Genomic DNA, 15,080 nt, shown 5'->3' with positions numbered 1-15,080 from the left:
CTGACCTTGCAAGCACTGGCCAAGGCCGGCTGGGTCGAGCAGGACCTGCGGCGCACCGGCTTCTGGACGCCTGCGCCCAGGGCGCTGGCCCCCGCCTGGTCTGCCCTGCTGGACCTGTCGCTGGAGACCTTGCGCAGCACGCTGGCGATGGTCGACGGTTACCCCGCGATCAGCATTGGCCATTCGCGCTACGACGGGCGTCTCCCGTCGGTCGAAGCCGCCGTCGCCCGCCTGCGCCTGGAGGCACTGAGCGGCGGTGAGCTGGCGAAGCTGCGCCAGCTCGAATCGCGCCTGCCCTGGGGCTGCGACGCTGTGGAGCAACTGTTGCCGGCCGTGCTGGAAGGCCTGATGGCGCCGCCCATGGTCGACTGGCTGCACGTCGAAGTGCGTGCGCTGGCGATGCTGGACCTGGTCATGGGCTGGACCCACAACTGGCGCCTGCCCACCGGCATGGACCTGCCGGCCACCGTCAGCGCGCTGCTGCAGGAATCTGCCCGCCAGCCCAGCGAGCCGGTGTCCACCAACCTGTTGCGCTGGTGCCTGGCCGAGGCCTTCTGCTGCACCGGTGAACTGTCTCAGCTGGACGAATTGCTGGCGCCCGCGCTGCGCCCCGCGCCCGAAGGCCAGGCCGATGCCACCCTGCCGGGCCGACTGGCCATGCGGGAATGCCTGCGTGGCGTCGAGCTGGCGCATGCCGGCCAATGGGTCGAAGCCGAAACCTGTTTCGAGACCAGCCTGGCGGCGCTGCGCAAGCTCAGCGGCAAGCGCAGCCGCTTTGTCTCGACCGTCATCGGCCCTTGGTATCCCATGGCGCTGTTGGCCCAGGGCGGCCCGGAGCAACTGCGCAAGGCACTGAAGTTCTGCCTGGCCGAAGGCGGCAAGCGCGAGCCGGTACTGGACGGGCCGTATGGCTTCATCGCACTTGCCATCCAGATGCGGCTGGGCGACGTGCCGCGCGAGTTGGGGCCTTTCCGCCCGTACACGCTGGGCGGCAGGGTGCAGACCTCGCCGCTGGACCTGTGGCGCTGGCTGATGCGCGCATGGCTCAAGGAAGGCGCGCAGCCCGAGCCACTGTCCATCGACGAGATGGACGCCGCACAGCGCCTGCAGGCACAGCTTGATGGGGCAGGGCTGGCATTCCTGTCCGGCCAGTTGCGCGCTGCGCTGCAGGTGTTGTCCGGCGAACGCGTGCAGACGGTGTTCTTCATCCGCGGTGCTCGTGAGCGCTGGGAAGTGGCGCTGGACGCACTGCGCGCGGTGGTTGCGCCCGAGCCAGCCGCGGGCGCCACGTCCTCGGATGAAACCCAGCTGCTGTGGGTGCTGGAGCTGGGCCGCCAGGGCCAGGTGCTGGACCTGCAGGCCATGGAGCAGAAGCGCGGCGTGCGCGGCTGGGGCAAGCCCAAGGACGTGCCGTTGACACGGCTGCAGCGCACCGCGGAGTCGCTGCCGCCGCACGATGCCCGCGTGGCCCGCACGCTGAAACAGGAGGCCTACAGCCGCCAGGTGCGTTTCGACCTCGCTGCCGCTGCTGCCGCATTGGTTGGCCACCCCGGCCTGGTGTTCGACGATGCGCTGGAGACCAAGGTCGAGCTGACCGAAGCCGGCCCCGAGCTGGACGTGACCCGTGAAGGCGAGCGCCTGCGCGTGCGCCTGTGGCCCACGCTGCAGGTGGTGGGCGACGACGCCACGCCGCGCTGGTCCGGCAGCGCCGCCGAGCAGAAGGAGCTGGACCAGCTGCGCCTGATCACCGTGGTGCGAGACAGCCCGCAACGCGCGCGGCTGATCCGCCTGACGCCGGCGCAAAAACGCGTGGCCCAGTTGCTCGGCCCCGAGGGCCTGGACATTCCGCAGCAGGGTGTGGCCCAGCTGCAGGAGGTGCTGACCGGCCTGGGCACGCATTTCCGCATCCACAGCGACGAAGCGCAGAGCGCGCAGGCCGCACGTGAGCTGACCGCGGATTCACGGCTGCGCGCCGAGCTGTCTCCCGTGGGCGATGGCCTGCAACTCCGCCTGGTCGCCGCGCCCTTTGGCCCTGACCATGCCGACGATGGCCCGCGCCTGGTGCCGGGCGGTGGTCGTGCGCGCGTGGTGGCCGCGGTCAAGGGCGAAACCATTGGCGTGCAGCGCGACCTCGCCGCGGAGCGCGAGCACCTGGACACGGTGCTGGACGCCTGCCCGATGCTGCCGCCGCTGCCTGCCGGCGCACCCTGCGAATGGCTGCTGGACGATGCCGAACAGGCACTGACCTTGGTCGAAAGGTTGCGTCCGCTGAATGCCTTGCAGGCACTGGACTGGCCGCAGGGCAAGGCCTTGCGCGTGGACACCGCAGGCCTGGCCCAATTGGCGCTGCGGGTGCACACCCGCCAGGAATGGTTGGCGCTGGACGGCGACCTGGCAGTCGACGAAGCGCTGGTGCTGAGCCTGCAGCAGTTGATGGGCCTGCACAGCGGCGCCAAGAGTCGCTTCGTGCCGCTGGGCGATGGCCGCTACCTGGCGCTCACACAGGAGCTGCGCGAGCGCCTGGCCGACCTGGCCGCAGTGGCGGAAGCCAAGTCCGGCAAGGACGACCTGACGTCGCTGCGCCTGCCCAAGGTGGCGGCACCCTGGCTGCAGGAACTGGCCGAAGGCAGCCAGCTGACGGTGGACGATGCGTTCGCCCGCCGCCTGGCCGAGCTGGACGAAGCCCGGCGGGTTGTGCCCGCGCTGCCGGCCACGCTGCAGGCCAGCCTGCGGCCGTACCAGGAAGAAGGTTTCGAGTGGGCCATGCGCCTGGCCTCGGCCGGGCTTGGGGCCTGCCTGGCAGACGACATGGGCCTTGGCAAGACGCTGCAGGCGCTGGCGGTGCTGCTGTCGCGCGCATCCAAAGGGCCGGCGCTGGTTGTCGCGCCCACCTCGCTGGTTGGCAACTGGCGCGCCGAGGCGCGCCGCTTCGCGCCCTCGCTCAGCGTGCAGGTGTTTGGCGAAGCCGGGGCAGACCGCACGGCCCAGATTGCGACCGACACCCCCGGCAGCGTGCTGCTGGTCTCGTATGCGCTGCTGCAGCAGGACGCCGAGCGCTTTGCCGCCCGAGAATGGGCCACGCTGGTGATGGACGAGGCCCAGGCGATCAAGAACGCCGCGGCCAAGCGCAGCCAGGCCGTGTTTGCGCTGCAGGCCCGGTTCCGCCTGGCACTTTCAGGTACCCCAATCGAGAACAGGTTGGGCGAATTGTGGTCCGTGATGCGCGCCTGCAATCCCGGTCTGCTCGGCACGATGGCACGCTTCAACGAGCGTTTTGCCGGACCCATCGAGCGCCAGCGCGACAAGACCGCCCAACGCCAGCTGCGCCGCCTGATCGCGCCCTTCATCCTGCGCCGCACCAAGGCCCAGGTGCTGGACGATTTGCCGCCGCGCACCGAGCTGGTCCTGAAAATACCGCTGGAAGCGGCCGAGCAGGCGCACTACGAAGCCTTGCGGCGAGACGCATTGGTCGCGGCAGAGCGCAGCCTCTCGGGCGACGCCATCGGCCAGGCCCAGTTCAACATCCTGGCCGGGCTGACGAAGCTGCGCCGGGCCGCCTGCGACCCGCGCCTGGCAAGCCCGCACCTGAGCCTGGTCGGTGCGAAGGTCAAGGCCTTTGGCGAGCTGGCCGCCGAACTGGTCGCCAACGGTCACAAGGCGCTGGTCTTCAGCCAGTTCGTCGACTTCCTGACGCTGCTGAAAGCGCCACTGGACGAAGCCGGCATCGCCTACCAGTACCTGGACGGCAGCACGCCCGCGGCCGAACGCATGAAGCGCGTCGACGCTTTCCAGGGCGGGCAGGGCGAGCTGTTCCTCATCAGCCTGAAAGCCGGCGGCTTCGGCCTGAACCTGACGGTGGCCGACTACGTGGTGATCGCCGACCCCTGGTGGAACCCCGCCGCCGAAGACCAGGCCAGCGGCCGCGCCCACCGCATCGGCCAACAGCGCCCGGTGACGGTCTACCGCCTGGTGGCCGAAGGCACGCTGGAGGAAAAGATCCTCACGCTGCACCGCGACAAGCGCGAACTCGCGGACCTGCTGCTAGAAGGCCAGGAAACCACCGCACTGCCCAGCGCAAACGAACTCATCGCCTTGATGCGCGAAGACAAGGAAGAACCGGGGGCATGAAATACTTTCCGCGAGCTTCGCGGAAGGCTCAGAACCTGAGCTAGAATCTAAGGCTTCACCCGGTGACCACGGGTGCACCTATCAGGAGAGGTGGCAGAGTGGTCGATTGTACCTGACTCGAAATCAGGCGTACGGAAACGTACCGAGGGTTCGAATCCCTCCCTCTCCGCCAAAAGTCGATGAAACACGGGGCCTTGCGCCCCGTTTTCATTTCCTACCTACATATCTACCTACAAGGCTGAGTCCGCTTCAGCATTGTTTGACTTGTAGCGTGGTAGCGACGGACTAAAGAGCTGGTAACCACTTTCAAATGGAAGTGAGCGCTGCGTCGCGCAGTTCCAACAGACATCCCGTCGCCCTGTGCTTGCACTCCGCCCATTCACATTGTTGGCGCCGACCGGAAACTGAGCGGCTCAGTTTCCGGTCGGCGCCAACAGCGCTGGCTGCCGACGGCGCGGTGGTCGGATCGGTCAGCGGTGGGTGCATCGAGGACGATCTCCTGCATCGGCTGGTGACTGGCCGCACTGCCTGGCGCCAGCCGGATGAAGCCGCCCGCACCTTCATGCGCTACGGCGTCAACTCGGACGAAGCGCGGCGCTTCGGCCTGCCTTGTGGCGGCACGCTCGAACTGCTGGCGGAGTTCGACCCTGCTGTCGAGCCGCTGCAAGTGCTTGTCGACGCACTCGCCGAGGGGCGACTCGTTCGCCGCACGGTTCGCTTGATCGACGGCTCGGCGTCGCTGGCCGACAGGAGCGCGCCGGAGGCCTTGCAGCTCAATGCGGACTTCGCATCGCAGACCTTCGGCCCCGGTTACCGCATGCTGCTCATCGGCGCGGGGCAGCTGGCGGAGTACCTGGCCACGATGGCGCTCTTCAACGGTTTTGCAGTCACCGTCTGCGACCCCCGGCGCGAGGACCTTGGTTCGTGGAGCGTGCCGGGCGCGCGGATCGTGACGGACATGCCGGACGACGCCGTCGTCGCCTTCCGCCCGGACCGGCGCACCGCCGTCATTGCGCTGAGCCACGACCCGAAGCTCGACGACCTCGCGCTGATCGATGCCCTTGCGACCCAGGCGATGTACATCGGTGCCATCGGAAGCCGGCGCAACAGCCTGGCGTGCAGGCAGCGTCTTGGCGAGCACTTCAACGTCGGGTCGGAAGCGAGAGTTCGTGAAGATTTGATCTGACGGCAGATCCAGGCCCGAGGGCTCGGTCGGGTTATTCAAGGTGAAAGGCGCACGCCTGCACAGGCCGCGGCAGCCGCAGCCGGCAGGCCGTGTGCATGGGTTCAACCGCGCGGGGCAGCAGCATCAAGTTCGGCAAATTCCTCGTCGCTGAGTGTGATCGCCGCGGCGGCCACGTTTTCCTCCAGGTGAGCCATCGTGCTCGTGCCGGGAATGGGCAGGATCACGGAGCTGCGCTTCAACAGCCAGGCCAGTGCGATCTGGCCGGCCGTGGCGCCCTTCGCCTTGGCGAGCGCGTCCACCGCTCCGCCGGGTTTGACGAGAGCGCCCGCCGCCAGCGGGAACCAAGGGATGAAACCGATCCCGTTCGCCTCGCAGTAGTCGAGCACGTCCTCATCCGCCCGGTCGGCCAGGTTGTAGCGGTTCTGCACCGTTGCCACTGGGAAGTACTTGCACGCCTCTTCGATGGCCTCGACCGGCACCTGGCTCAGGCCGGCATGCCGAATCAGGCCTTCGTCGATGAATTCGCGGATGGCGCCGAACTGCTCTGCACGCGGCACCTTCGGGTCGATGCGGTGGAGCTGCCAGAGGTCGATCTGTTCGAGCTTCAGCCGTCGCAGGCTCATGTAAACGCACTGGCGCAGATAGGCGGGGTCGCCGATCACCGGCCAAGATGGGCTGGTGGCGTTGCCGGGGTAGCGCACGAGACTGCCCTTGGTTGCGATCTTGATCCTACCGTGAGGGTGCAGTGCCTCGGCGATGAGCTGTTCGCTGACGAACGGTCCGTAGCTGTCGGCCGTGTCGATCAGATCGACACCGATCTCCGGCAGGCGCTTCAGAACGCGGATCGCCTCGTCGCGGTTCTCCGGTTCGCCCCACACGTTGGGTCCGGTGATGCGCATCGCGCCGAAGCCCAGGCGGTTGACCGTCAGATCGCCGCCAATGGCGAACTGACCGGCAAGGCTGGCATCAACTTTCATCTTGATTCTCCGGTAGTTAATTTTCTGTGCACGACTGATCAGGCGTCAGGGACGCGGGCGTCGCGCAGAGGACGAAGAACGCAACTGGCGCGGACAGCGAAGCGAGCAGCCCGCGCCGGAATCGATTGCCCCTTGCCGGTGGCGACATCCAGCGACCAGAACACACCACCCACCGCAAGCTTGCGGGTTGGGTGAAGTCACAGGAGTTTCTCTGGGGTGATCGGTAGATCGCGGATGCGCTTGCCGGTGGCGTGATACACAGCATTGGCGATGGCGGCCGGAATGCCGACCATGCCCAACTCTCCCATGCCTTTGACCCCCAGTGGATTGACGATGGTGTCGTCTTCTTCCACAAAGATGGTCTCGATGGCGTGGATGTCGGCGTTCACCGGCACGTGGTAATGCTGCAAGTTGGCTGTCATGAAGCGGCCCGTGCGGTGATCGACTTCGGTGGCTTCCTCCAGCGCCATCCCGATGCCCCAGACCACGCCGCCGATCTCCTGGCTGTGCGAGGCCAGCGGGTTGAGGATCTTTCCGCAGGCGGTGATCTCGATCACCCGGGTCACCCGCATCGTGCCCAGGTCGGGATCGACCTTCACCTCGACGAACTGGGCGCCGTGGGCGAGTGAGGCGTACTTTTCTCGTTCGGGTGATGGGGTCGAGTTAAAGACTTCGGTGATCTCGTTGGTACCGGTGCGCCGCATGACCTCGGCAATGTCGACCGCGCGCGAAGGATCGCTCTTGGAGCGCAGGCGGCCATCGAGCATCTCGACGTTTTCGGCAGCGATGCCGCTCAGCGGCGAGGCGGCCTCGCGGTTCGCCAAATCCAGCAGCTTGGCGGTGATCGTCAGCGCCGCGCCGCGCACGGCAGACCCGACGCTGGACGTCGTCCACGAGCCGCCTTGCGCCGGGGCCTGAGGCTGGCGTGTATCACCCAGCTCGAATTTCACCTGATCCATCCGAAGGCCCAGGAACTCCGCCGCGATCATGGTCATCACGGTGTAGGTGCCGGGTCCGATGTCGCTGGTCGCGCTGGCAACGCTGGCGGTTCCGTCGGCGCGGTAGGTGACCTTGGCGCTCGCAGGCATCTGCATCGCGCCCCACACGCTCGACGCCATGCCCCAGCCCACCAACAGCTTGCCGTCGCGCATCGAGCGCGGCTCAGGGTTGCGGTTCTTCCAGCCGAACTTCTCCGCGCCCAGGCGGTAGCACTCGCGCAGGGCCTTGCTCGAGAACGGCTTGCCGCTGACCGGATCGACCTCGGCGTAGTTGATCAGGCGCAGTTGCAGCGGATCGATCTTTAGCGCATAGGACAGCTCATCCATCGCGCTTTCCAGCGCGAACATGCCGCTGACCGCCCCGGGCGCGCGCATCCAGGTCGGCGTGGGCAAGTCGGTGGCTGCCACCTTCAGCGGCATGTCCAGGTTCGCGCAGGCATAGACCTGTTTGAGAAAGCCGGTGGTGTTGTCCGAGAACGCCTCGAAGGACGAGGTGTTGTGAAACGCTTCCTGGACGATGGCCTGCAACTTGCCGCTGCGGTCCGCGCCCAGCGCGACCTTCTGGATCGTCTGCGGCCGGTAGCCGTGGCCGGTGAACATCTGCGTGCGGGTGAAGACCACCTTGACCGGACGCCGGAGTTCGCGCGCGGCCATGGCGGTCAGCGAGGGGTAGTAGTTGGGCTTGAGCGATGAGCCGAAGGCACCACCGACGAAAGGCGACACCACGCGGATGTTCTCGGCCGGCACGGCCAGGCCTTCGGCCAGGTGTTTCTGCACGCCGTAGACGTTCTGTGTCTTGTCGAAAATCGTGAGGTTCTCACCTTCCCAGAACGCGATCGCCGCATGCGGCTCCATCGGATTGTGGTGGTTGATCGGGATGTGATATTCGGCCTCTACTTTGACCTCTGCCGACTTCAGCGCGCCGGCCGGGTCGCCGCGTGGCAGCGTGTTCTGCGGTATCGGCATGGCGCGGCCCAGCACTGTCTGCAACTCGGTGACGTGCGGCTCGGTTTGATAGGTGGCCTTGACCAGCCGTGCGGCATGGCGCGCCTGCTCGTAAGTTTCGGCGACCACCAATGCGATCGGCTGGCCGTTGAAGAACACCCGATCCGACTGCAGCGGCCAAGACCACTGCGGCGGCGCACTGGCCGCTGGCGCCTTGCCCAGGCGGCCAGCGTTCAGATGGGTGAATACGCGCACCACGCCCGCTGCGTTCTCGGCCTCGCGGGCATCGATCGCGGTGATCCGACCTTTGGCCACGGTGCTCAGCACGATGAAGCCGTAGGCCACATGCGGGACCTGGAACTCGGCCGTGTATTTGGCCTTGCCCGTGACTTTGGCGATCCCGTCCACGCGGGTCATTTCTTTCCCAAGATAGCGTGCCATGGCAGTTCTCCTTGTGCTCAAGCCAGTTTCGCGGCGCGCATCAGCGCACGCACAACGGATCGTTGTCCCAGTTCCACCTTGTAGGCGTTGTGGGCCAGCGGGCGGGCATCGCGCAGCGCGGCTGCGGCAGCCTGGCGGAACGTGTCTTCGGTGGCTCGGCGACCGACCAGCTCGGCCTCAGCCTCGGCGCTGCGCCAGGGTTTGTGGGCGACGCTGCCCAGCACCACACGCGCCTGGCGGATGGTGCCGCCGTCGAGTTGCAGCGCGGCGGCGACAGAGACCATCGCAAAGGCGTAGGAGGTTCGATCGCGCACTTTGAGGTAGTGGGAGTTGCGTGCGAACTCTGCTGCCGAGACCGGCAGTTCGATGGCGAGGATCAATTCGCCATGTTCGAGGTTGTTGTCCCGCTGCGGGGTGTCGCCCGGCAGGCGATGGAAATCGGCAATCGGGATCAGCCGCTCGCGCCCGTCCGTCGTATGCACACGCACGTTGGCGTCAAGCGCATACAGCGCGTTGGCCATGTCGCCCGGATAGGTTGCCACACAGGCCTCGCTCCAGCCGAGGACGGCGTGGATCTTGTTCAGTCCCTCGCGCGCACCGCAGCCGGTGCCGGGCTCGCGCTTGTTGCACGGCGTTGCGGTGTCGTAGAAGTAGTTGCACCGAGTACGCTGCAGGAGGTTGCCGCCGTTGGTGGCCATGTTGCGCAACTGCCCCGAGGCACCCGCGACGATGGCCTGGGTCAGCAGCGGATAGTTCTCGCGGATCACCGGATGGTTGGCGGTCTCGGTGTTGGTCGCCAGCGCACCCAAGGACAGGCCCGCGCGGGTACGCTGGATCTGCCGCAGCGGCAACTGGCGGATGTCCACCACACGGGTGGGCCGCTCCACGTCTTCCTTCATCAGGTCGACGAGATTGGAGCCGCCCGCGAGGAACTTCGCGCCAGGCACGCTCGCGACTGCGGCTGCGGCCGATGCGGCATCGGCCGCCCGTACGTACTCAAACGGTCTCATGGCCATCCTCCTTGCGAACGGACGCCAGTTGCGTCTCGGTGGCGAATTGCCAGGTCTGGGCGGTCTGGCGTCCCGAGTGCACCTCCTGCACCGCGGCAACGATGCCGGGGTAGGCGCCGCAGCGACAGATGTTGCCGCTCATGCGCTCCTTGATTTCCTCGTCGGTGAGGCGTGTCGTGGTCTTGCTGACGTCGGCCGTGACATGGCTGACATCTCCGCGGCGTGCTTCGCCCAGCATGCCGACGGCCGAGCAGATCTGGCCCGGCGTACAGTAACCACACTGAAAGCCGTCGTGCTTGATGAAGGCGGCTTGCACCGGGTGCAATTGATTGCCCTGGGCCAGCCCCTCGATCGTGGTGACTTCTCGCCCTTCGAGCGTTGCTGCCAGCGTGAGGCAGGACAGGACGCGCTCGCCGTCCACCAGCACCGTGCAAGCGCCACACTGGCCTTGGTCGCAGCCTTTTTTCGATCCGGTCATTGCCAGGCGTTCGCGCAAAGCGTCGAGCAGCACCACGCGAGAATCAATTTCCAGGGTCTTCTGCACGCCGTTGACCTGGAAGGTCACGTTGACGACGTTCTGCGCTTTGATCAACGCCGTTGCGGCGCCTTCGGCAAGCGGCATCTGCGCCAACGCGGCCTCTTGGGCCAGCAGGTTTGCCGCGAACAGGCCGACGCCGCCCGCGGCGGAGCTCATCATGAAGGTGCGGCGCGACTGGCCGACACCGTCCAGATCGGGCATTTCGCTCAGAAGCGCCGCTTCATCGGCGCTGAGCTCAACCGGTGGGTCGGTCTCGATGGGATGTTTCATCGTGGGTTCCTTTCCTTCGGGCTAAATGGCGTTGGCGGTTTGGCCGGGACAAAACTTGCGCGGGATGGGATCGCGGGCGCGTGCGTGTCGTGTCGATTGCAGGTGCGCGCCTTACTTCTCCTTGGCGCCAGTGGCACGGTGGGACTGCGCATCGGCGGCGTTGTGCTCCCACCATGGCGCGAACGACTGTGCGCCGCCGTCCAGATGGACGGGCTGGCCGATCTCTGGCGTCCACAGCGCATAGCCGCGTCCCTTGCTGGCAGCCGCGATGCGTTTGAAGGGATCGTCCCAGTCGTGGGGCGCGATGGAAAAGCGGCCCACATGCCCCGGCATCAGCACGCGCGTGCGCAGGTCCTCGGCTGCCTGCGCGGCCTGCTCCGGGTTCATGTGGACGCTCGCCCAGCGGGGGTCGTACTGACCAGCGTCTAGCGCCACCCAATCGAAAGGGCCGAGCTGCTGGCCGATTTGAGCGAAATGCGGCCCGTAGCCCGAGTCACCGCTGAAAAAGAGGCGGCGCTCGGGAGACACCAGAGCGAATCCGACCCACAGCGACTGGTCGCGGGTCAGGGTGCGCCCGGAGAAATGCCGGGCCGGCGCGATGTGGATCTGCACCTGCGGGGTCAGCGCGATCACCTCGTTCCAGTCGGCCTCGCGCACGGTGGCCAGGTCGTAGCCCCAAGCCTCGAAATGCGCCCCCACGCCCAGCCCGACGATCACCTTCTTGACCTTGGACTTGAGGGCCAGGATGGATGGGTAGTCCAGATGGTCATAGTGGTCGTGGCTGATCAGCAGCGCATCGATCTCGGGCATGTCGTCGGCCGCGTAGATGCTGGTGCCCTCGAACGCTCGGTTTGCCGCCGGTAGGGGCGCGGCATTGGTGCTGAAGACCGGATCGATCAGGAAGCGCTGTCCATCCAGTTGCACAAAATAAGAGGAGTGGCCCAGCCAGACCACCAGGTCCTGCGCAGGATTGAGCGCCTTGAGGTTGGTCTTGATGGCGGGAATGGCGCCCGGCGGACGGGGCTGGCCCTTCTTCCCAAGGAGAGTCTCCTTCCACATCGACAGTTCGGACTGATCTGTCGTCTTCATGGGCGTGTCGATCTGGTTTCGGAACATGCCATCGGCAAGGTTGGGCGAGTGTTCGATGCGTGTCAACCGTTCGCCGCTGGGAAGTTCCCCGAACACCGGTTGCTGAAAATAGGCGAAGACACCGACGACGCCCAGGACGGCGACGCCGACACCCGCCTTGATGACGCGGGACCAGAGTTCTTTCATGCTTATGTACCTTGTGCGGGTGTCACGCGAATCAGGGCGCCGTTCGGGGCATCGGTCAGCACCATGACCGCGCCGTCCCGGGCGACATCGACATCCCGGATGCGGCCCTGGCCTTGCAGGTAGCGGGCCTCGCCCGTGACGCGCCCGCCGTTCAGGGTCAGCCGCACCAGCGCTTGGCCGGCCAGGCCGCCGATCAGCAGATCGCCGTGCCATCCGGGAAACAGCGTGCCTTGGTAGAACGCCATGCCGCTGGGCGCGATCACTGGGTCCCAGTAGTAGATCGGCTGCTCCATGTCCCTGCGTGCCGTCAGCCTGTCGCCGATGGCGCGGCCGCTGTAGTCGAGGCCGTAGGTGATGACTGGCCAGCCGTAGTTCCGCCTAGCTTGCGGCTGGTTCAATTCGTCACCGCCAAGCGCCCCATGCTCCACCGTCCAGAGCTTGCCGTCCGGCGCTAGCGCGGCCGACTGCACATTGCGATGCCCGTAAGACCAGACTTCGGGCTGGCCGCCCGGAATCGACGGATTGCCTGCGGCAGCACCGCCTTGCGGATCTATGCGCAGCACCTTACCGATGTGCGTGCCGGGATCCTGCGCCAGCGCGCGCGCCTCATAGCGATCCCCGGTCGTCACGAACAGCATGCCGGCGCGGTCGAAGACCAGCCGCGAACCGAAGTGGGCCGTGGAGTTCCTGGCCGGGTTCTGCCGGAAGATCACCCGGACGTCCGTGATCCTGTGATCGTCCCTGGACAGCACACCCGTTGCCACAGCGGTCGCGTTGGCGCCGCCGTCACGCGGCTCGGCATAGCTCCACCACAGACGGCGTGTCCGCGCGAAGTCGTCACGGACCACCACGTCGAGCAGTCCGCCCTGGCCCCGGGCGTCCACAGCGGGGAGGCCGGTGATCGGCTCGGACACCTTGCCGTCGGCGGTGATCAGCCGCAGCCGGCCCGGGCGCTCGGTCACAAGCCAACGGCCGTCGGCTAACTGGGCCATGCCCCAGGGATGCACCAGACCGTCGGCGACGACCTGCGAGTTCAGCCGGACGTCCGCATCGAGGATCGGCGCACGGGTCTGGCCTTCAAAGGCGGGGCGCTGGTCCTTCGCATTCGGCGCGCGGGCGTTGAAGTCCTGCGCCTGCGCAGCTCCTGCGGCAAAGGCCAGCAGCGAGATGGCAGCAACAAGATGCCCGGTCAGGGCGGAACGTCGAGCTTGCTTCTTCATGGGCACCTCTCATCAGGTTCTGACATTGCCTCTTGGGGAATCGCTGATCGGCCGGGGGCACGAGCCCGCCAGCCTGGTACCGGTGGCGCGCGCCAGTTCCGCCAGCAGCAGGTCCTGGAACCGGGTGTCGTTGACGGCGGGGTGCGGCTCCTGGCGCCGTTGGTGGTGCCAATAGCTGCCGCTGTTCAATACCTCGGGATCGTCGCTGGTCGCAAGCCATTCCTGGGTCAGGTGGCCCAGTCTCGGGTCGTCGGGCGTGCTCGGGCCACCCATGTTGGTCGGCACCCAGCCCGGATCGACGGCGTTGCTGTACACCTCGGGCCACAGCCGTGCGACGGCCGCTGCCAGAGTGGTCACGAACAACTTGCTGTCCGAGTAGCAGCCGGTGGATGTGCGGCCGGTCCAGTCCATGCCGGCCAGGCTAGCGCGTCCGCCCCGGTGCATGCTGCTGCTCAGGTAGATCAGGCGCTTGGGGCGCTGGATGAGGGACGTGAGCAGGTACGGTGCGACGACGTTGACAACCAGCAGTTGGGCGCCATTGGGGATGCCCACGTTGTGGACGACGGCATCCATTGCGCCGCTCGCATTGACCTGGCGGGCAAGATCAAGAATCTGCGCAAGATCGGACAAATCACCGACCGTGGCGACGGCGTCCTGGTCCACGAGTTCCTTTACGGCCGACATGCGCCTGCGAGCGCACGTGCACGACGACTGCGTGGCCCTGGCCCAGCCCAGTCCATCGGCCGAGCCGGTAACGAACACGCGGGCCTTGACGCCTGACTTGCTGCCTCGTTGTGCGTTGGGCGTGGAAGTCTCCTTTCCGGAATCCGCCGGTGTGTGTGCCCTGGATGTCGCAGGGTCAAGGGGTGAGCCAGCAATCAATGTCGAACCAAGTCCGGCGCCTGAGGTGAAAAATATTTGACGCTCCACAGGCATGATCCCCCGATCAGGCCGTTAGGCGCCGGATGGCCAGCGGCGGCATACCGTTTTCGGGATGAAGCGGGCGGCAGCCCCTTGCTGAACGCCTTGGCGTGGAACACCATCGCCCCTTGCCCCTTGCCCCTTGCCCCTTGCCCCTTGCCCCTTGCCCCTTGCCCTTTGCCCATGTCACTGGTGACGACGTAGAGGTCGTTTCTGCCAGGCTGGTGCGGGTCAGGTTGTGGCCGCCATCGTGTCCGGGCAGCAGCACCTGACCGATGGGAATGCCGTTGCGGTTGAGGGCCAGCAAGTGGCCCTGCCCGTAGATCGCCGCGCACACGTTGTCGTCGGCATCTGCACGCATCAGAGTCTGGGGCCGGGCCGACGAAGTCGTAGGCGATGGTCGAGCTGATCGGCGCGATGGTGGTCGCGTCGGCCAGTTCGATCCGGTGCAGCAGGTTGCGGCCGAACTCGGTCGCCCACAGCGTCTTGCCGTCGGGGCAGAGCGCCAGGCCATTGGCCATTGCCAAGTTGGGCAGCACGGGTTCGATGGTCGCCAGTCCTGCGCGGCGTAGTACACACCGCCCCTGGATTCGGTCGCGGTGCTCTTGAAATAGGTGAAGTAGAAGTCGCCGCGCGCGTCGAACACCAGGTCATTGGGCATGTACCCGGCCACGGGCGGCACGATGATCTGCAGGCCCGAGCCGCCCGGATTCGCCGAATAAATCGCGCCGCGTCGGTTCGGAATGCCCAGAGCCGCGATGAACGGGCGCCCGTTCGGATTGAAAGCCAGCCCGCCCGGCGACAGCGTGTCCAGCGTGACGACGGTGGACAACTGCTGATCCGGGGTCAGGCGCAGAACGCGTCGCTCGCTCACGTCGCAGAAAAGCAGATTGCAGCTGCGGTCGAAGATCGCCCCTTCGAGGAGCAACCCCTCGTTGGACACCTTGAACCAGGGTTCAGCCACGGCTGTCTGCAATGCGCGCTCAGATGCCGGGATCGGCACCACACTGCGCGTATGCATGTCGAAGGCCGGTTCAGCGAACCTGCGCTGCGCCGAGGCTGCCGACACGTGGCCCAAGCCGATGACGACAAAGGCCGCGCGTACCTTGGCATCCGGCCGGTCGCCGCTCTCGCGCATCGCTTCGCGGAAAGATGCCGTCGTCATGGCACG

Annotated in this window: 10 protein-coding genes and 1 tRNA gene; 3 read left to right on the top strand and 8 right to left on the bottom strand. The window is 66.6% G+C overall.

The genetic code is table 11. The features are described from left to right. The 3 genes from FKP22_RS01340 to FKP22_RS01330 form a co-directional block, all read left to right on the top strand. Positions 1-4,128, top strand: a 4,128-nt coding sequence (locus FKP22_RS01340; protein ID WP_141284429.1) for a DEAD/DEAH box helicase, incomplete at its 5' end; no start/stop codon positions are given. An 84-nt stretch (positions 4,129-4,212) separates the two neighbouring features. Then, positions 4,213-4,300: transfer RNA gene (locus tag FKP22_RS01335), tRNA-Ser, on the top strand. A 285-nt stretch (positions 4,301-4,585) separates the two neighbouring features. After that, complete coding sequence (locus FKP22_RS01330; protein ID WP_310733298.1) at positions 4,586-5,314, top strand: XdhC family protein; 729 nt, start codon at positions 4,586-4,588, stop codon at positions 5,312-5,314. Positions 5,315-5,415: 101 nt separating this feature from the next. Here the strand turns inward: FKP22_RS01330 and FKP22_RS01325 are convergent, their stop codons facing one another. From FKP22_RS01325 to FKP22_RS01290, 8 genes are all read right to left on the bottom strand, one after another. Further along, entirely contained in the window at positions 5,416-6,291 is an 876-nt protein-coding gene (locus FKP22_RS01325) for an aldo/keto reductase (protein ID WP_141284425.1), read from the bottom strand. A 197-nt stretch (positions 6,292-6,488) separates the two neighbouring features. Next, a complete protein-coding gene (locus FKP22_RS01320; protein WP_141284423.1) occupies positions 6,489-8,675 on the bottom strand; it encodes a xanthine dehydrogenase family protein molybdopterin-binding subunit in 2,187 nt (728 codons plus the stop codon). A gap of 17 nt (positions 8,676-8,692) precedes the next feature. Next, entirely contained in the window at positions 8,693-9,685 is a 993-nt protein-coding gene (locus FKP22_RS01315; RefSeq protein WP_141284421.1) for an FAD binding domain-containing protein, read from the bottom strand. Beyond that, positions 9,672-10,493, bottom strand: a complete 822-nt coding sequence (locus FKP22_RS01310) for a 2Fe-2S iron-sulfur cluster-binding protein (RefSeq protein ID WP_141284419.1) — start codon at positions 10,491-10,493, stop codon at positions 9,672-9,674. Before FKP22_RS01310 ends, FKP22_RS01315 begins: the two co-directional genes overlap by 14 nt. 111 nt (positions 10,494-10,604) lie before the next feature. Next, positions 10,605-11,768 (bottom strand): MBL fold metallo-hydrolase, encoded by a 1,164-nt coding sequence (locus tag FKP22_RS01305; RefSeq protein WP_141284417.1) that lies wholly within the window; start codon positions 11,766-11,768, stop codon positions 10,605-10,607. A 2-nt stretch (positions 11,769-11,770) separates the two neighbouring features. After that, the gene (locus tag FKP22_RS01300) at positions 11,771-12,988 is read right to left on the bottom strand and encodes a PQQ-dependent sugar dehydrogenase (protein ID WP_141284414.1); all 1,218 of its coding nucleotides are present in this window, start codon (positions 12,986-12,988) and stop codon (positions 11,771-11,773) included. A 12-nt stretch (positions 12,989-13,000) separates the two neighbouring features. Then, positions 13,001-13,750: a Rossmann-fold NAD(P)-binding domain-containing protein gene (locus FKP22_RS01295; RefSeq protein WP_231011389.1), complete on the bottom strand. Its 750-nt coding sequence runs from the start codon at positions 13,748-13,750 to the stop codon at positions 13,001-13,003. 184 nt (positions 13,751-13,934) lie between these two features. Then, positions 13,935-15,074 (bottom strand): SMP-30/gluconolactonase/LRE family protein, encoded by a 1,140-nt coding sequence (locus tag FKP22_RS01290; RefSeq protein WP_211361266.1) that lies wholly within the window; start codon positions 15,072-15,074, stop codon positions 13,935-13,937. Between the last annotated feature and the right edge of the window lie 6 nt (positions 15,075-15,080).

The organism is Ideonella azotifigens, assembly GCF_006519715.1.
Classification (GTDB): Bacteria; Pseudomonadota; Gammaproteobacteria; order Burkholderiales; family Burkholderiaceae_C; genus Ideonella; species Ideonella azotifigens.
Note: the sequence above shows the minus strand (reverse complement) of the source record. Positions and strands in the feature narration are given on the sequence as shown.